The organism is Bradyrhizobium rifense, from assembly GCF_008123425.1.
GTDB lineage: Bacteria > Pseudomonadota > Alphaproteobacteria > Rhizobiales > Xanthobacteraceae > Bradyrhizobium > Bradyrhizobium rifense.
This window is the reverse complement of sequence record NZ_VSSS01000032.1, coordinates 70,539-88,134: the sequence shown is the minus strand read 5'-3', so window position 1 is coordinate 88,134 and position 17,596 is coordinate 70,539. Positions and strand designations below refer to the sequence as shown.

The 17,596-nt window shown below is 64.4% G+C and carries 17 protein-coding genes; 7 read left to right on the top strand and 10 right to left on the bottom strand.

Annotated features, from left to right (window positions below):
* Window positions 1-33: 33 nt before the first annotated feature.
* Together FXB40_RS49905 and FXB40_RS21405 are read right to left on the bottom strand one after the other, a co-directional pair.
* Window positions 34-645 (bottom strand): EAL domain-containing protein, encoded by a 612-nt coding sequence (locus tag FXB40_RS49905; RefSeq protein WP_148774154.1) that lies wholly within the window; start codon window positions 643-645, stop codon window positions 34-36.
* Window positions 645-2,741: an adenylate/guanylate cyclase domain-containing protein gene (locus FXB40_RS21405; protein ID WP_148774153.1), complete on the bottom strand. Its 2,097-nt coding sequence runs from the start codon at window positions 2,739-2,741 to the stop codon at window positions 645-647. The genes FXB40_RS49905 and FXB40_RS21405 overlap by 1 nt, the downstream gene beginning before the upstream one ends.
* A 308-nt stretch (window positions 2,742-3,049) precedes the next feature.
* Between FXB40_RS21405 and FXB40_RS21400 the strand changes: the two genes are divergently transcribed.
* The 5 genes from FXB40_RS21400 to FXB40_RS21380 all read left to right on the top strand — a co-directional run bounded on the left by FXB40_RS21400 (window position 3,050) and on the right by FXB40_RS21380 (window position 6,514).
* A complete protein-coding gene (locus FXB40_RS21400) occupies window positions 3,050-3,355 on the top strand; it encodes a BufA1 family periplasmic bufferin-type metallophore (protein ID WP_148774152.1) in 306 nt (101 codons plus the stop codon).
* 48 nt (window positions 3,356-3,403) lie between these two features.
* On the top strand, window positions 3,404-4,321 hold the full coding sequence (gene bufB, locus FXB40_RS21395) for an MNIO family bufferin maturase (protein ID WP_148774151.1): 918 nt from the start codon (window positions 3,404-3,406) through the stop codon (window positions 4,319-4,321).
* Complete coding sequence (locus tag FXB40_RS21390) at window positions 4,311-5,087, top strand: HvfC/BufC N-terminal domain-containing protein (protein WP_148774150.1); 777 nt, start codon at window positions 4,311-4,313, stop codon at window positions 5,085-5,087. Before bufB ends, FXB40_RS21390 begins: the two co-directional genes overlap by 11 nt.
* Entirely contained in the window at window positions 5,087-5,596 is a 510-nt protein-coding gene (locus tag FXB40_RS21385; RefSeq protein WP_148774149.1) for a DoxX family protein, read from the top strand. Before FXB40_RS21390 ends, FXB40_RS21385 begins: the two co-directional genes overlap by 1 nt.
* A gap of 105 nt (window positions 5,597-5,701) precedes the next feature.
* Window positions 5,702-6,514 (top strand): class I SAM-dependent methyltransferase, encoded by an 813-nt coding sequence (locus tag FXB40_RS21380; RefSeq protein WP_148774148.1) that lies wholly within the window; start codon window positions 5,702-5,704, stop codon window positions 6,512-6,514.
* Window positions 6,515-6,544: 30 nt separating this feature from the next.
* Here the strand turns inward: FXB40_RS21380 and FXB40_RS21375 are convergent, their stop codons facing one another.
* A complete protein-coding gene (locus tag FXB40_RS21375) occupies window positions 6,545-8,113 on the bottom strand; it encodes a L,D-transpeptidase (RefSeq protein WP_148774147.1) in 1,569 nt (522 codons plus the stop codon).
* Between the two features lie 322 nt (window positions 8,114-8,435).
* Between FXB40_RS21375 and FXB40_RS21370 the strand changes: the two genes are divergently transcribed.
* Together FXB40_RS21370 and pstS are read left to right on the top strand one after the other, a co-directional pair.
* Window positions 8,436-8,618 carry a hypothetical protein gene (locus tag FXB40_RS21370; RefSeq protein WP_148774146.1) on the top strand — a complete coding sequence of 61 codons (183 nt, stop codon included), beginning with the start codon at window positions 8,436-8,438 and terminating at the stop codon, window positions 8,616-8,618.
* Window positions 8,619-8,658: 40 nt separating this feature from the next.
* Window positions 8,659-9,711 carry a phosphate ABC transporter substrate-binding protein PstS gene (gene pstS / locus FXB40_RS21365; RefSeq protein WP_148774145.1) on the top strand — a complete coding sequence of 351 codons (1,053 nt, stop codon included), beginning with the start codon at window positions 8,659-8,661 and terminating at the stop codon, window positions 9,709-9,711.
* A 27-nt stretch (window positions 9,712-9,738) separates the two neighbouring features.
* On the opposite strand, the gene FXB40_RS21360 is transcribed toward pstS, so the two are convergent.
* The 7 genes from FXB40_RS21360 to FXB40_RS21330 all read right to left on the bottom strand — a co-directional run bounded on the left by FXB40_RS21360 (window position 9,739) and on the right by FXB40_RS21330 (window position 17,401).
* Window positions 9,739-10,932 carry a CaiB/BaiF CoA transferase family protein gene (locus FXB40_RS21360; RefSeq protein WP_148774144.1) on the bottom strand — a complete coding sequence of 398 codons (1,194 nt, stop codon included), beginning with the start codon at window positions 10,930-10,932 and terminating at the stop codon, window positions 9,739-9,741.
* Between the two features lie 37 nt (window positions 10,933-10,969).
* The gene (locus FXB40_RS21355) at window positions 10,970-12,181 is read right to left on the bottom strand and encodes an ABC transporter substrate-binding protein (RefSeq protein WP_148774143.1); all 1,212 of its coding nucleotides are present in this window, start codon (window positions 12,179-12,181) and stop codon (window positions 10,970-10,972) included.
* A gap of 190 nt (window positions 12,182-12,371) precedes the next feature.
* On the bottom strand, window positions 12,372-13,067 hold the full coding sequence (locus tag FXB40_RS21350; RefSeq protein WP_148774142.1) for an ABC transporter ATP-binding protein: 696 nt from the start codon (window positions 13,065-13,067) through the stop codon (window positions 12,372-12,374).
* Complete coding sequence (locus tag FXB40_RS21345; RefSeq protein ID WP_148774141.1) at window positions 13,067-13,816, bottom strand: ABC transporter ATP-binding protein; 750 nt, start codon at window positions 13,814-13,816, stop codon at window positions 13,067-13,069. The genes FXB40_RS21350 and FXB40_RS21345 overlap by 1 nt, the downstream gene beginning before the upstream one ends.
* The gene (locus FXB40_RS21340; RefSeq protein ID WP_148774339.1) at window positions 13,813-15,105 is read right to left on the bottom strand and encodes a branched-chain amino acid ABC transporter permease; all 1,293 of its coding nucleotides are present in this window, start codon (window positions 15,103-15,105) and stop codon (window positions 13,813-13,815) included. Before FXB40_RS21340 ends, FXB40_RS21345 begins: the two co-directional genes overlap by 4 nt.
* Window positions 15,105-16,049: a branched-chain amino acid ABC transporter permease gene (locus tag FXB40_RS21335; protein WP_148774140.1), complete on the bottom strand. Its 945-nt coding sequence runs from the start codon at window positions 16,047-16,049 to the stop codon at window positions 15,105-15,107. Before FXB40_RS21335 ends, FXB40_RS21340 begins: the two co-directional genes overlap by 1 nt.
* Before the next feature lie 119 nt (window positions 16,050-16,168).
* Window positions 16,169-17,401 carry a branched-chain amino acid ABC transporter substrate-binding protein gene (locus FXB40_RS21330; protein ID WP_148774139.1) on the bottom strand — a complete coding sequence of 411 codons (1,233 nt, stop codon included), beginning with the start codon at window positions 17,399-17,401 and terminating at the stop codon, window positions 16,169-16,171.
* Window positions 17,402-17,596: the final 195 nt, after the last annotated feature.

The window sequence follows — 17,596 nt, the reverse complement described above, 5'->3', positions numbered from 1 at the left end:
AGTCATCCAGCGCAAAACGACAACCGGGGGATTTCAGCGCCAGGATGAACGTCTCGCACTATCGAGGTTGGCGATGGCGTTCGTCTCGGTGATCTCGAAGCAAACGATGTCGCCCGGAATACGGCACGCGCGAATCTGGTCGCGCACGAAATCAACGAAGCTTTCGTCGCCAAGCGTCTGGCCGGAGAGATTGATGCTGCAATTCGCGATACGGGCCCCGCCGCCGGCGAGGTGATTGCCAAGCAGCTTGAGCGAATTGCGGACGACCCAGCGATCCACCAGCGGCATCAGGCCGTAGCGCTCCGCAGAGGGCATGAATTCCGAGGGAGGCACGACCCGGTTTTCGGTATCGCACAGACGCAACAGGACCTCGAAGTGCGCGCCGGCGGCGCGAGCCGCCCCCAGGTGCACGACGTCCGTGACCCTGCCGTCCGCCGCCGCGGTCGTCACCGTTGCCCTCGCCAGCCTCGCCACAACCTGTAGATGCTGCGTCCTCATGTGCATGAGATTCTGTTGAGCCCGCTGCTCGGTCACATCGACCATCAGAACGATCAGGCCGTCGGGACGGCCTTGTTCGTCGAACAGGAATTCCCCCCGCGCGCTGGATGACCGGCGAGCGCGAATGCGCGACGCGGGGGCCGTCACTATTTCGATGTCAGTGCCTCTACCGGCCGCCAGGCGGCGTCGGGCGCGGACGCAGCGAGCTGCCGGCAACGGTCGCGCATCAGCTCGGCCGGGCGATCGTGGCTGCGCTGCTCCAGCACGGCTTCGAAATCGACGAGTGCGGCAGCAAACCGGCGGGCGCGATAGTTGGCAAGGCCGCGCGCGTAGTCCGCGATCCAGCCGATCGGCTCACCGTCGATTGCGCTTTCGTTCGCGATGCCGATCAGCTCGTGGACGGAGAGCCCCTCCTCCCGTCCGTAAACCGCGATACTGTCGACCTCACGCGTGACGACCGCACCGCGCGCCAGACGTTCGGTTGTCTCACCGATCAGGATTTGCGTTCCATAGGATTTGTTGGCGCCTTCGAGCCGGCTCGCGACGTTCACGGCATCGCCGATCACGGTGTAGTTCAGCCGCAGCTCGGAGCCGATATTGCCGACCAGCATGCGGCCGGAATTGATGCCGATCCGGATCTGCAGCCGCTGGCCGAGATCGTCGGCCAGGCCGGACTGCCCGATCGCCCCGCGGCAGGCGAGTGCCGCGCGGCAGCACCGCACCGCGTGATCCGCCTGCGGCTGCGGCGCCCCCCAGAACGCCATCACGGCATCGCCGATGAACTTGTCGATGGTGCCGCCATTGGCGACGATGATCTCCGAGGTGATGTCGAGATAGCGCGACAGCAGCGGCACGACCCGGTCGCCGAGCCGCTCTGACAATCCGGTGAAGCCGGCGATGTCGATGAACATCACGCTGAGCTCCTGGATGCTTCCGCCGGGTTTTGCCTCCACGCCCTGGCGCAGCAGGGCGCGGACGAGATCGGCCGGGATGAACTTGCGGAAGGCGGACAGTCCGGACGCCATCTCGGCGATCGCGCCCGACAGGCTCGCGATCTCCTTGAGTCGCGACGGATGACGACGGACCAGCTCCAGCGCGAAGGCTTCGACATGACGAAGCTCGCCCACCACGCGCGACAGAGGCGCGGCAATGACCGAACGGGCCAGCGCCGCCGACACCAGCGCCGCGAGCACCGCGCCGATGGCAAGGCCGAGGATCAGGTGCCGCAGCGTGGTCTCGACCGGACCGAGGAATTCGGCCTCGGGGATCACCGTTGCCAGTGACCAGCCGGGAAACGGCAATGGCGTGAGCGCGACTTCATAGGCCGCGCCTTGCGAGGTGAGCCGGCTTCGCCAGGCTTCCTTGCGGCCGACCTCACCTGCTTTCACGCGCGCCATCCGCGCGAGCGGCAACAGCGCAATGTCGCCCTTGGCGGAATGCAGCTCATCGGCATCCCTGTCCGGTGCGGCGACAAGCTCTCCGCTGTCGTCGATGATGAAAGCCGTTCCCGTGCGCCCGACTTCGAGCTGCGACAGGAAGCGCGCAAGCCTTGTGTATTCGATGATGACCGCAAGAACGCCCTGCCGCTCCTGATAGACGTCGATCGGGCCCGCAAAGGCGATCGACGGCCGCGGCCCGGTCGGATGATCCATGACCCTGAACCATTGCGGGTCGTCCGCGGTGAGCCCGGCCTTGAACCAGGCCTGATCGGCGACGCGGAATTCCGTCGGCTCGAAGCGGCGATTGGCGAATTCGATATCACCGGGCACGACGTCATATTCGTCGACGCGGCGCTCGCCCGGATGATCGGTCAAAGAAATCTCCATCATCTCCAGGCGCCGGTCGCCGAGCTTGTGCGCGGCGAAGAACGAGCCATCGGGCCAGCCAAAGGCCACCCAGGAGATCGTCGCCTGCGATTGCAGTTGCGACAGGAACACGAATTCGCGCTTGTCCGCTTCGCGGGTGTCGAGCACGTTCTGGAGGAACAGTGTGCGGATTGCGGTGTGCGCGGCGCGCGCCTCGTCGACGATGGCCGCAACCTCCTTGCGGACCGCCGCCACGATCTGCTCGTTGATGGTGGAGGCGAGCTGCCGGCTGGTCGCCTCCGCCGTTCGCCACCACAACAGGCTGGAAAGGGCGGCCGTCAGCAGGATCGCCGTCAGGACCAATGCAGACACGGCGAGGCGAATGCTGACCGTCAATCTGGCGATCGCCTGAAGCTGCTGCCCGGGTAAGCCCTTCATCGTGGTTTCCGCCCTAGGTCGCTGGTCGCTTGATAGCTCTACGGCGCGCGGGCGCTTTCGTTACTGCCTGCAAGGATCGCCTGCCGTCTCCAATGCCCTCCGGCTAACGTCTCGATAGCGCCCAGGCATTGGATTTGCGCCGGCTCTTGCCGCTTTTAGTCCCGGCCGAGCGCATCAGTGTATGCGCCTGACCTAACTGTCTCACGGACTCGTGAGCCGCCCAATCGGTAACGCGGGCCGCCCGCGAGGCGAACGGGACAATGCGCCTTCGCTTTGCCAAGCGATGCAATCTTGAAAAGGAGAACTCGATGTCTGCCAAACATGTCGTCACGTCACTCGCTCTCGCCGGCGCCCTCTCGACCGCACTCGCGACCCTTGCCGCCGCCGCTCCCCTGACCAAGGCCGAGGCCGATGCCGCAGTCGCCGCCAAGAAGGAAAAGTGCTTCGGCGTCGCGCTGAAGGGCCAGAACGATTGCGCCGCCGGACCGGGCACCACCTGCCAGGGCACCTCGACCACCGACTTCCAGGGCAACGCCTGGAAGTTCGTGCAGGGCGGCACCTGCGCCAGCATCGACCTGCCCAACGGCAAGAAGGGCTCGCTGAAGCCGGTCTAACGCACTCGAGCCGACACACCACCCACACCAAGGAAGCGGAGCAGCATCATGATCACGGCCACCAAACCAGCCGCCGTGCCGGTCGTGCCGCTCCGCTTTTCGCTACCAATCGGCGGCGTCGCCGGCACCAGCTTCAAGCACGAGCACCTTGCGGCCATCCTCGCCGCCGGTCCGCAACGAGGCTTCTTCGAGGTCCATGCCGAGAATTACATGGGCGCCGGCGGACCGCCCCACCGCGCGCTCGAAGCAATCCGCCGCGACCATCCGCTCTCGCTACACGGCGTCTGTATGTCGATCGGAGGACCGCAGCCGCTCGACAAGGCGCATCTGGCGCGTTTCCGCAGCCTCGTGGCGCGCTATCAGCCGGCCATGGTGTCCGAGCATCTCGCCTGGTCGACGCATGAGACGAGCTTCTTCAACGATCTTTTGCCGCTGCCTTACACCGAGGCGACGCTGCGCCATGTCTGCGATCACATCGACCAGATGCAGGAGGTGATCCGGCGCCCGATCCTGCTGGAGAATCCGTCGACCTATCTGGCTTTCACCGGAACGACGATCAGCGAGACAGACTTCATCCGCAGCGTTGCGGAGCGCACGGGATGCGGCTTGCTGCTCGACGTCAACAATGTCTTCGTATCCGCGACCAATCACGGCTTTTCGGCGCTCGACTATCTCGCCGATTTTCCGCTGTCGCGCATTGGCGAGATTCATCTTGCAGGGCACGACGAGCAGGCGGACGACGACGGCGAACCACTCCTGATCGACAGCCATGACGGCCCGGTCGCGGACGCCGTGTGGAAGCTGTTCGAGATCGTGGTGCAGCGCCGCGGCCCGGTGCCGACGCTGATCGAATGGGACTCCAAAATTCCCGATTGGCCGGTCCTGCAGGCGGAGGCCGCCGCGGCACAGGCCATCCTCGATCGCTGCGGAACCGCCGCGGCTGCGGAGGACCGTCATGCCGCCTGAGCCACTCTCCTTTGCCGCGGCCTTTGCACCGGCGCTGCTGGATCCCCTGCGTGCGGCGCCGACGGTCGTGACCGGCCCGAACGGCAGGACGGCGGGAAAGCGCTACGATGTCTATCGCAACAACGTTACGGTGAGCCTGATCGACGCGCTCGCCGCAATCTATCCGGCGGTGCAGCGCATCACCGGCGCTGACTTCTTCCGCGCGATGGCGCGCTTCCATGTTCGCGAGAACCCGCCGACCTCGCCGCTGCTGTTCGAATATGGCCGTGGTTTTCCGGATTTCGTTGCACGTTACGAGCACGCGCAGACCATGCCATGGCTCGCCGATGTCGCCCGGCTGGAGCGAGCCTGGCTCGACGCCTACCACGCGCGCGATGCAGCGCCGCTGGCGCCGGCGCAACTTGCAGCGATCGGGCCGGAGCGGCTGGCCGATCTGGTCTTCACACCGCACCCGGCAGCGCAAATCGTGCGCTCCGACTTTTCCGCGGGGACGATCTTTGCCGCCAACCGTGACGGCGCGTCCGTGAATCGCATCGACGCCTCGACGCCGGAAGACGCGCTGATCACGCGGCCCGGTTTCGACGTCATCGTGCAGCACCTGCCTCCCGGCGGCGCCGTCTTCGCGATCTGCCTGACGGAGGGTCGGCCGCTCGGCGAGGCCGCGGCATCCGCGCTGGACGCATCATCCGACTTCGACATCGCCGCCAACATTGCCGGCTTGATCGGGGCCGGCGCATTCACCTCAATTGCCTTCGGAGACGCATGATGATCACGGACCAACGCATGCCGGCAGGTGGAAGCCTGCCGCCGCTTGGGCTTCTCGTCGAGAAAGCCAGTCGGCTGGTGCAGACGATCGCCGCTCACTCGCTGGTCCAGCTCGTGCTGCGGCTGGCGCTGGCCGTTCCGTTCTGGCGCTCCGGCATTCTCAAATGGGGCGGCTTCCTCAAGCTGAACGACACCGCGGTGACCCTGTTCACCGACGAATTCATGTTGCACCTGCCCGGGGGGCCCTATCACTATCCCGCACCGGCAGTGATGGCCTTCCTGTCCGGGTGCGGCGAGATCATGTTTCCAATCCTGCTGGTGCTGGGCCTCGGCACGCGGTTCGCTGCGCTCGGACTGCTGTTCATGACGGTGATCGTCGAACTCACAGTGCCCGACGGCTGGCCGGTGCATATCACCTGGGCAGCGATGGCCTTGGGCATTATGGCCTACGGGCCGGGTCGCGTCTCGCTCGACCATCTGATCGGGCGAGCTTTGTCATCCGAGCGATAGGTGCGCTCCATCCGGGGCTGCGGATCGCCGATTGGACGACGTAGTTCCGTGCTGGTCGATCCGTGCTATCCTGCCCGTGACAGCCAAACCTTCAGCGAGGCAAGCATGTCCAGCACCGACAAGGTTTTCGCCGGCTCGGTCCCGAAGCTCTACGACGAATATCTGGTGCCGCTGATCTTCTCGGTCTATGCCGACGACCTTGCCAGGCGCATTGCTGCGCTATCGCCTTCGGACCTGCTCGAGATCGCCGCAGGCACCGGCGCCGTCACGCGGGCCGTAGCGGCGCTGCTGCCTGCCGGTGTCCGCTATGTCGCGACCGACCTCAACGAGCCGATGCTCGCGGTGGCCAAGCAGCATCAGGGCGAAGACCCGCGCATGACCTGGCGTCAGGCCGATGCGCTGACGCTGCCCTTCGACGACGTTGCTTTCGACGTCGTCTTCTGCCAGTTCGGCGCCATGTTCTTTCCGGATCGCAGCCAAGGTTATGCGGAAACGAAGCGGGTGTTGAAGCCTGATGGCACGTACCTGTTCAGCGTCTGGGACCGTATCGAGGACAACGTATTCGCGAATGACGCGACGATCACGCTCGGCAAGATGTTTCCCGACAATCCGCCACTGTTCATGGCGCGGACGCCGCACGGCTATCACGACAAGTCCGTCATCAAGGCCGACCTCGAACGCGCGGGCTTCACTGACATATCGATCGAGACGCTGACAGCGATGAGCCGCGGGCCCTCGGCGGACTATGTGGCGACCGCGTACTGCCAGGGAACGCCGCTGCGCGGCGAGATCGAAGCCAGGGATGCGAGCAAGCTTCAGGCCGCGACCGACGCCGTTGCTGAAGCGATCCGAAAACGCCACGGGTCAGGACCGGTCGAGGCGAAGATTCAGGCCCTGGTGATCACCGCGCGGCCGTAGTGGCGGGAGCGCTCAGCTCCCGCCCCGCGCTTACCAAAAGCTCCGCTGCACCGGCTGGGTCGATTGATAGTACTGGTACTGGCCGCCGCGGCGACGCGGATTGACCGGCTGCGGGGCGGGATCGCGCTGTCCAAAGAAGAAGAAGCCATTGCCGCCAAAGCCGTTGCCGCCAAAGCCATCGTCGCTGGCCATTTCCACCGGCGGCGCGGTCGGCTTGCGGGTGATGAAGCCGCCTTGCGGATGGTTGCTCAGGACCGCAACGAACTCGGTGCGGTAGTTGGTCTCGGCGCTCAGCGGCTCGTCCGAGATGATGATCGACGAACGCGGCAATGCCGTCGGCCCGATGCGATCCCACACCTCGTGCGGGATGGTGACGCGGTCGAGCGCGTCCTTGGCGTTGTCGCCCTCGTCGATGGTGACCACGCTCCAGCGCAGGCCGGTGTCGCTCTTCGCCATCGCCGTGAAGATGTGCGTACCGAGCGGCTGGTCGGGATTGAGGATGGTGACGGGAACCTCGATGCTGGTGTCGAACACCTCCCCGCCGCCGTCGGGCGCCGGCTTGTGGGTATTGCGCCGGACATAGAGCTTCTGTGTCGACCGGCTGATGTAGACCGAGACCGGCTCGGACGCGAGCTTTGCGTCGGTCGCAGCCTTCACGGCTTCGGCCTTCTTGGCCACTGCCGCCTTGGCGGCGTCCTTGGTCGCGGCAACAGCGTCGCGCTTCGGCTGCGCCGCGGCCTTGGCGGCGTCCAACTGGGTTGCCGCATCCGCGGCCTTGGTGGCGGCCTTCTGCTTCAGCTCGTCGGCCTTTGCCTTGGCCTGATCGGTCTTGGCGTTCGCCACCAACTTGTCGGCATAGGCGTTCTCGGCGTCGGCGCGGGCCTTCTGCTGCTCGAGCTTACGTAGCGACGCCGGCAGCGATTGCGCGTCCTTCGCGGCCGCTGCCGCGGCCTTCTTGGCTTCATCAGCCGCGCTCACCGCCACCTCCGCCTCGGCGGAGAGCTTGTCGGCACGGCTCGGCGCCGCCGCAATGGCCTCCTTGCTCGGCACGAACAGCGAGGGATGCGAGAAATCGACCGGAGCGGCGTCGTTCGGCGAGATGATCACCCGCATGCCGATATTGGTCTTTTCGAACAGGCCCTCGGCGAAGTTGAAGGGCATGCGTACGCAGCCGTGCGAGGCGGCATAGCCGGGCAGCGGCCCGCCATGCAGCGCGATGCCGTTCCAGGTGATGCGCTGCATGTTCGGCATCCAGGCATCGTCATACATCGATGAGTGGTGGTCCTTGTCCTTTTCGACGACGGCGAAGACGCCGGCGGGCGTCTCGCGCCCGGTCGTGCCGGTCGAGACCGGCGCGCGGAGGATCCAGCCCTCGGAATCGTAGAACGTGACCTGCTGGCTCTTGATCGACACGATCGCCATGATCGGCTCGCCGGCTTCGCGCTGCGCCACCGCCTCGGCGGTCTGGCGCGGCTGCTTGGCGGCAAGGGCTACGCTCGGAGCGGCCAGCGCGACCGCCGCCGCGAACATCACAATTCCGGGAGCCCCCCAACGCCGCATCACTCCCTTGGATTGCGCCGTCGTCAGTCGGTCTTTCATGCCATTCCCCGGTTGCGTGTCCGCACTTGCGTCGATCATCGATCAGATTGCGATCTTTGGATTAAGAAATCGCAGCCACCATCTGTTCCGTTTCCGGCGATATTCGGTCCGTTCCGGCGACGAAACTCTCATATACGACGGCCCGCGCGGGCGGAAGGGCGGTCCGCCGCCGGGGCTGGCCTGGAGCTGGCCGGCGCGCTGCGGCAGAATGTCAGCCCTCGGAGGCGGTGGGACGGGATGTGACCGGAATCACAGAGAATTGCGTCAAGCCGCAGGAACGTCGGCGATATCCTCGCCAAACAGCGCATCGGAGGATGAACAGGTGTCCTCAAGTCTCTCGCAGATTGCCGCGATCGTGGCCGGGCTGGCGCTCCTCGCCACCGGCTTCGTCGTCTTTTCCAAAAACCCGACCAGGAGTCTGGTTAAAAGCCTCGCGGTCTGGGCTCCACATCACGTTGCAGCCGAACCAGATGCTTTTCATTTCCATTACATTTTTGTGACATAAACCACAGAGGCTCGCCGGGCGCGCTGCTAGCTTCGCGCCCATGATGAAACATCTCAGGCTGCCGATCGTCCTCACCGCCCTCGTCGTCGCAACGCAGAGCTTCGCTGCCGACACCACGGGCGCAGGTTCAACCTTCGTTTCGCCCGTGATGGCGAAATGGATCGACGCCTACAAGGCGAAGACCGGCAACACCGTGACCTATCAGGCGGTGGGATCGAGCATCGGCATCGGCTTGATCAAGAAGGCTACCGTCGATTTCGGCGCCACCGACATGCCGCTCGATCCCAAGGAACTCGAGAAGCTCGGCATGATCCAGTTTCCGATCGTGATCGGGGGCGTCGTTCCGGTCGTCAACATCGACGGTGTCAAGCCCGGCCAGATGCATTTTTCGGGCGAGGTGCTCGCGGGCATCTATCTCGGCAGGATCAAAAGCTGGAACGATCCGGCCATTCGCGCCATCAACCCTGACGTGAGGTTGCCGAACGCGCCGATCACCGTCGTGCATCGCATCGACGGCTCCGGCACGACGTTCAACTGGTCGAACTATCTCTCCAAGGTCAGCCCGCAATGGAAGACATCCGTCGGTGAAGGCACTGCCATCGAATGGCCGGTCGGCCTCGGCGGACGCGGCAATGACGGTGTCGCCTCGCTTGTCGGCCTGGTGCCCGGCTCGATCGGCTACCTCGAATATGCCTACGCGCTGCAACGGCTCGACAAGATCTCGTTCAGCGTGGTGCAGAACAGCGCCGGCAATTTCGTCGTCCCCGACGCCGCATCGTTCCAGGCGGCGGCGGCGAGCGCGGACTGGACGGCGGACAGGGATTTCCATCTCGTCCTCACCAACGCGCCGGGCGAGGATGCCTATCCGATCACGGCCACGACGTTCGTGGTGATGCCGAAGCAGCCGAAGTCGCCAGAGCGGTCGGCTGCGGCCATCGACTTCGTGCGCTGGTCGTTGGAGAGCGGCAAGATGCAGGCCGAAACGCTCAACTATGTTCCGCTGCCGCAGACCCTGGTCCAGCAGGTCGAAATGTACTGGCAGCAGAGCTTTGGACCGGCGACCATGACCGCGTCGGCCGGCGGCAAGCGATAGCGCTCAGCGTCAGTTGGCGCGCCAGGCTTACGGCGCGCCGACGGCCTTGTTCGCAACGAGTGACTCGATTTCCGCGTCGCTCAGGCCTGCTTCACGCAACACCTCGCGCGAATGCTCGCCAAGGCGCGGCGCCATACGATGGATGCCGGCCGGGCTTTCGGAGAACTTTGTCGCGGGGCGGGCCTGGCGGATCCGCCCTTCCGTGGGATGATCGATATCCGCGAACAAGCCGACGGCCGCAAGATGCGGCTGGTCGCCGATCTCGGTGAGCCGGGCAAAGGCGGTGTGCGGCACGTCCAGCCGCAGCAACAGCTCCTCCCACTCCGCCGTGGTGCGGGTCGGCCCGATCTCGCTCATGCGGTCGTAGACCTTGTCGATGTTCTGCGAGCGCAGCACGGGATCGCGGACGCCGAGCTCGTCACTCAAGTCAGGGCGGCCGACGGCCTCGAAGAAGGCGCACCAATTGTCGCCCGAATAGGGCAGCATCGTCAGCCAACCATCCTTGGTCTTCACCGGACGCCGGTTCTTCATACGCTTGTAGCCGGTCGGACCGATCGGCGGATCGAACGCATGTCCGCCGAGCATCTCGATGCTGTTGAAGCCCGCGATCGTCTCCAGCATCGGCACCTCCACCATCTGGCCCTGACCGGTGCGCTCGCGCCGGAACAAGGCTGCCGACACCGCACCGACCATCGCCATGGCGCAGATCTTGTCGCCGATCAGGCTCGGAACGAATTCGGGCTCCTCGTCCGATCCGATCGATGATGCCAGGCCCGACGCCGCCTGGATGATCTCGTCAAAGGCAGGCCGCGCCGCCCACGGGCCGTCCTGGCCGAAGCCGGTGGCCGCGGCATAGATCAGCCGCGGATTGAGCTTCGCGCAGTCCCCATAGCCGAAGCCGAGCCGCGCCATCGCGGCGGGGCGCACATTGGTGACAAGCGCATCGACCGTCGGAATCAGCCTGGCCAGTGCCGCCTTGCCGTCCGGATGCTTCAGATCGAGCGCGAGGCTGCGCTTGTTGCGGTTGACCGCCATGAACTGGCCGCTCATGCCGCGGTTCCGGAACACGCCGGTGTAGCGCCAGGTGTCGCCCGACGGCGGCTCGATCTTGATGACGTCGGCGCCCCAATCGCCGAGCATCTGCGCGGCGTAGGGTCCGAACAGCACGCTCGTCAGATCGAGAACGCGGATGCCGCTGAGGGGGCCGGTTGGTGTCGTCATGTCTTCACTGCAGTTGGAGGAAGCGATCACGGTGAGCCTATTCGCCGAGGACGTCGCCGAACAGCTCCCAGGATTTTCCGTTGAACCGCGCCATCTGCAACTGGCGGATCGGCGTCACCTGCTCGGCCGAGGTGTTGAGCTTGATGCCGGGCAGCAGCATCGGCAGCTCGACATCCCTGAAGGACTGCGCCTGCTTCATCAAATTGGCACGCGTGAGATCATTGCCGGCGCGTTGCAGCACCATCTCCATCATCTGCGCCATGGTGTAGCCGGTGACGTTGAAGATGTCGGCGGGATCTGCGCCGGAATTATAGGTCTTCATCCATTCGCGCCAGGCTTTCATGCCGGCATCGTTCTCCCAGCGCGGATCGCCGGGATCCTTCAGGAAGGCGCCGGTGACGATGCCGACGGAATTCTCGAGCCCGGCCGGCGCCAGCACGGAGCCGACGGAGTTGGAGACGGCGGGAACGATGATCTGCGGCTTCCAGCCGAGCTCGGCGACCTTCTTGATCGCTTGCGCCGCGAATTTCGGCGTGCATTCGTTGAAGAGAACGTCGGCGCCGGCGGCCTTGAACTTGACGATCTGGGAGTCGACCGTCGCGTCCGTCGTCTCGTACACCGCTTCCGACACGATCTGCTTGACATGCTCGCCGAGTCCTTCCTTGAAACCGGCGAGATAATCGCGGCCGGGATCCTCGTTCGGCGTGATCACCGCGATTTTGGCGTCGGGCTTGTTCCCCAGAATCCACCTGGCGTAGATTCGCCCTTCAGTCCGGTAGGTCGGTTGCGAACCGGTGGTCCAGGGAAAATGCTGCGGATCGTTCCAGCGGCTGGCGCCGCTCGACGGGAACAGCTGCGGGACCTTCTTGACGTTGAGATATTTCTGCGCGGCGATGTTCGGGCCGGTGCCGAGCATCGAGAACATTGCCAAAACCTCGTCGCTCTCGACGAGCCGGCGCGTCTGCTCCACCGTCTTCGCCGGCGAGTAGGCGTCGTCCATGCTGAGAAGATCGACCTTGCGGCCGTTGATGCCGCCCTTGTCGTTGAGCATCTTGAAATAGGCGATCTCGGCGCGGCCGATCGCGGAATAGGCCGACGCCGGTCCCGAATAGGGCATGGTCTGGCCGAGCTTGATGCCTGTGTCAGTCGCGCCGGTGTCGTAGTTTCCGGCCTTAGCGGCGGAGGCAGCACCCAGGACGCCAAGCAGAGCGACGGCTCCGCCGATGAACTTGAATGTGTGGCCGGGCATGTGCGGCATCTCCTTCCCTGGCAGAGCGCATCGACGCACGGGCTCGCAAGGCCGCGGTCAACGTCCCCCACTTCTGTTCTTGGTTACCGTCGGCCGCATCGCTCGCGATGTCGGCGGCGGGGACGATACCTTGATTATCAGGCGTGAGATGTAGCGCAGAATACAGATGCGTATGCGCAGGCCGCAGCCGTCAGACCTCGAGCCATTCCTGCCGCACGGCGGCATTCGCCTTGAGCGCGTCCGGCGTGCCTTCGAACACCACGCGGCCGTGGCCCATGATGTAGACGCGCTTGGAGATGCGCATCGCGATCGACAGTTTCTGCTCGACGAGGAGGATGGCGACGCCGGCCTGCGCGATCCGCGCGATGAGGTCACCGACTTGCTGGACGATCAGCGGCGCGAGGCCTTCGGTGGGCTCGTCGATCATGATCAGATCGGGATCGCCCATCAGCGTCCGGCACGTCGTAAGCATCTGCTTCTCGCCGCCGGATAGCACGCCCGCGGCCGTATCGGCGCGCGCGGCGAGATTTGGGAACATGTCGAGCATGTCCTGGAGCCGCCATTTGCCGGGACGGCGCGTGTCCTTGATGCCGAGCAGCAAATTCTGCCGCACCGTCAGGCTCGGGAAGATGTCGCGATGCTCGGGCACATAGCCGAGCCCGAGATGCGCGATCTTGTAGCTGGGCAGGCCGGCAATGTCCTTGCCCTTGAAACGGATCGTGCCTTGCGGGGCGACCTCGCCCATGATCGCCTTGACCGTGGTCGAACGGCCGACGCCGTTGCGCCCGAGCAGGCTCACGACCTCGCCCGCGCCGACGTCGAGATCGACACCCTGAAGAATGTGGCTCTTGCCGTAATAGGCGTGGAGATCCCTGACCTCGAGCATCAGTGCGCTTCCTCGCCGAGATAGGCTTCCTTGACCTTCGGATCGCGCCGGATCTCTTCCGGCGTGCCCGAGGCGATGATGTGGCCGTAGACCAGCACCGAGATGCGGTCGGCGAGGCCGAACACGACGCTCATGTCGTGCTCGACGATCACGAGCGTCTTGCCCTCGGTCAACCGCCGGATCAGCGCTACGGCGCGCTCGGTCTCGGCGTTGCTCATGCCCGCGGTCGGCTCGTCCAGCATGACAACCGTGGCGCCGCTGGCGATGGTGATGCCGATCTCGAGCTCGCGCTGCTCGGCATAGGTCAAGAGACCCGCCGGCACGTCGCGCCGGTGCGTCAGATGAATGTCGTCGAGGATCTGCGCCGTGCGCTCGCGCACCTCGGGCAGGCTGTCGACGTTCTTCCAGAACGCGTAGCGATGTCCCGTGGCCCACAGCACCGCGCAGCGCACGTTCTCCCAGACGGTCATGCGCGCGAACACGTTGGTGACCTGGAACGAGCGCGACAGGCCGCGACGGTTGATCTCGAATGGCCGCAGGCCCGAGATCAGGTCGCCATTCAGCTTCACCTCGCCCGAGGTCGGCGCAATGTGGCCGCTGATCAAGTTGAACGTCGTGGATTTGCCGGCGCCGTTCGGGCCGATGATGGCGTGGCGCTCACCCCTGGCGACGCTGAGATTGAGGTCGCGGATGATGCCGACATTGCCGAAGCGTTTCTCGACGGCGCGGACTTCGATGGCTGCGGTCATGCGAGATACCCCCGGTCACGCGCCACCGTGGCCGCCCGGTCCCAAGCCTCCGCAATCCGCCGCCAGGTCAACCGCGCGACGAACGCGCCGCCGACGACAAGAACCGCAGCCGCGATCCATGTCACCGGTGATGTCGGATTGAAGGCAATGCCGAACAGGTTGATCGCGTCGCCGCCGGAGAAACGCGCGACGGTCTCGATTGCGAGGATCACACCGCAGGCCAGGGCAATGGTCGGCACGATCGCGACGAAATAGGACGGGATCACCGTCCACAGCGTGCCGGCGCGGATCAGCGGACGATGCATCATCAACAGGCCGGCAATGCCGCCCGGCGCATACATCACGATGCCGATGAAGATGATGCCGAAATAGAGCTGCCAGGCCGTGGTGAGATTGGTCAGCCCGAGCTGGAGATAAGTGACGAGGATCGCACCTAGGATCGGGCCGAAGAAAAACGCGGTACCGCCGATAAAGGTGGAGAACAGCACCAAACCGGACTGGATCGCACCGAGCAGCGCAGAGTTCGCGATCTCAAAATTGATCGCGGTCAGGCCACCGGCGACGCCGGCGAAAAACCCGGCAAAGCAATAGGCGATGTAACGGACGACGTGAGGATCGTAGCCGATGAACTGGACACGCTCGGGATTGTCGCGGACGGCATTGCTGATCCGTCCCAGCGGCGTCCGAGTCAGTGCGTACATCGCGATCGCCGACAGCACCAGCCAGAAGGCGATGAGATAATAGACCTGAAGCTGCGGCCCGAACGACCAGCCCAGCAGCTTCGGCAAGGCGGTGCGGTCCGTGGTGATGCCGGACTCACCGCCGAACACCGAGCGCAGGATCAGCGACGAGGACGCCACCAATTCGCCGATGCCGAGCGAGATCATCGCGAACACCGTGCCGGCGCGCTTGGTCATGACCCAGCCGATGATCATCGCAAACACGAGCCCGCCAATGCCGCCGAACAGCGGAATGAACGGCAGCGGGATCGGCCAGCCATGCGACACCACCGCATTCATCATGTGGCAGGCCGCGAAGCCGCCGAGACCGTAATGCACGGCGTGCCCGAATGACAGCAGGCCGGTCTGGCCGAGCAGGATGTTGTAGGACAGCGCGAACACGATCGCGATGCCGATCAGGCTGAACGACGTCAGCAAGCCGCCCGACGAGAAGATCATCGGCAGCACGATCAGCACGATGATGCCGATCAGCCAGACGCCATAGAAGCGCAGGCTTCCGCCGGCAGCCTCTGCCGGCACCTTGGAGGTCGAAGTCATAGCCGTGCTCATCATTCGCGCGTCCCCATCAGGCCCATGGGGCGTACGATCAGAATGATCACCAGCAGGAGGTATGGAACGATCGGCGCGACCTGCGCGATCGTCACGTTCCAGATATCGGTGAGGACCGACGGTCCCGCCGACGGATCGAGCGGCCCGAACGCGCTCGCCAGCGAGCCATCGAGCGCAACCGCGAAGGTCTGAACCAATCCGATAACGAGCGACGCGATGAAGGCCCCCGGCAAGGAGCCGAGGCCGCCGAACACGATGACCACGAACAGGATGGGTCCGAGCGAGGCCGCCATGTCGGACTGGGTCACCAGGGCGGGACCTGCAATCACGCCGGCAAGAGCGGCGAGCGCGCTGCCGACCCCGAACACCGCCATGAAGACACGCCCGACATTATGGCCGAGATGCCCGACCATGTGCGGATGCGTCAGCGCCGCCTGGACGATGAGGCCGACGCGGGTACGTTTCAGCACGATCAGGAGCACCACGAAAATGATGACCGACACGGCCAGCATGAAGATCTTGTAGGCGGGATAGTTGGTCGAGAAGATCGTGAAGGCCGGGAAATCGAGCAACGCCGGCACGCGATAATCGAGCGGGCTCTTGCCCCAGATCATCGAGACGATCTCTTCGATGGCAAACGCCAAGCCAAACGTCAGCAGCAGCTCGGCGACATGGCCGTGCTTGTGGGTGTTGCGCAAACCGTAGCGCTCCACCGCCATGCCGATCGCGCCCACCAGCAGTGGCGCCAGCACCAGCGCCGGCCAGAAGCCGATCCACTTGGTGAGCTGGAAGCCGAAGAAGGCGCCGAGCATGTAGAAGCTGGCATGGGCGAAATTGAGCACGCCCATCATGCTGAAGATGACGGTCAGCCCGCTCGACAGCAGGAAGAGCAGCATGCCGAACAGCACACCGTTCAGGGTCGAAATGACAATGAGTTCAAGCACAGCGCACTCACGGATATCCGGGGCCTGATGGCCCCGGTGAACATCGCCCAATCAAAAATAGTCCGGTCGCCGCTTCTCCCGCGACCCATGATGGCCGCGGGCAACGACAGACGTCGTGATTACGGCCGCGCCATCTTGCAGGTCGTGGAAACCATGGCCTGCGGCGTGTCGATCCTGGAGACCAGGTGCCAGCCCCAACCAGTGCTCTCCTCGTCGAACGGCTCGCTCTCGGTCAGCTTGCCGAAGGAGGAGATGTAGATCGGCTGCAGGAACTGGTGATCATCCTTGCGCATGATGCCCTGGCCACCGTCGAGAACCTCGAACTTCAGGTCCTCGAGCGCCGCCGCCACCTTCACGGGGTCGATCGAATTGGCCTTCTCGGCCGCAGCCTTGAACATGCGCATCTCGTTGACCGCACGCGGATACCACAGCGACAGATTGACCTTGGCGCGGAACGCCTTCTCGTAGTCCATCGCGCCCTTGTTGCCGGAGTTGGCGAAGCCTTCGGTGATCTGGAAGACCTGCCCATCGAGACCGGTCTGCTTGATCGCGGTCGGGCCACCGGCGCCGCCGGCATAATAAGTGTACCAGTTGACCTTCAGCCCGGCATCGGCCGCAGCCTTGAGCAGCAGCGCAAAATCCTGGCCCCAATTGCCGGTGACGACGCTATCGGCGCCGGACGCCTTGATCTTGGCGATGTAGGGCGAGAAGTCCGTGACCTTGAGCAGCGGATGCAGCTCGTCGCCGACGATCTGGATGTCGGACCGCTTGGCTCCCAGCATCTTGCGCGCATCGGTGCGAACGGACTGGCCGAACGAATAGTCCTGGTTGATCAGGTACACCTTCTTGATGGAGGCGGTGTCCTTCATGTAGTTGGTGAGTGCTTCCATCTTGATGTCGGAGCTCGCATCCCACCGGAAATGCCAGTAGCTGCACTTCTCGTTGGTCAGGCTCGGATCGACGGCGGCGTAGTTGAAGTACAGCACTTCCTTGCCGGGATTGCGCGAGTTGTTCTTGGTGACGAAGTCCGACAGCGCAGCGCCGACCGACGAGCCGTTGCCCTGGGTGATGTAGTGAACCCCGGCGTCGATCGCCTTCTGGGCCTGCACCAGGCTCTCCTGCGGATTGGTCTTGTTGTCCAGCGGCAGGATCTCGATCTTGTGGCCGAGAATGCCGCCCTTGGCGTTGAGCTCGTCGGCCAGATACTGGAAGGTCTTCAAACCACCCTCGCCGACACTGGCGCCGCCGCCGGAGAGCGGATCGATGTAGCCGATCTTCAGAGTGTCCTCGGCCGACGCTGCATGACCGAGCATCGGGGCGATCACGGCAATGGCCAATGTGAGCTTGCGCATTATTGGTTTCCTCGCTGAATTTCAACTTTAGTCGATAGATGCATGCGCATATTATTGCGCAATTTCAAATCCCTACTGAGCAGAACGGGCTCTGATTGACAAGCTCAGCAAGACATGGCTCCGGCTGCCGCTACCGCAAAATGTAAAGGCCGGTGACCTATCGCGTTTGCGGAAATTTCCGTGATGAGAAATAGG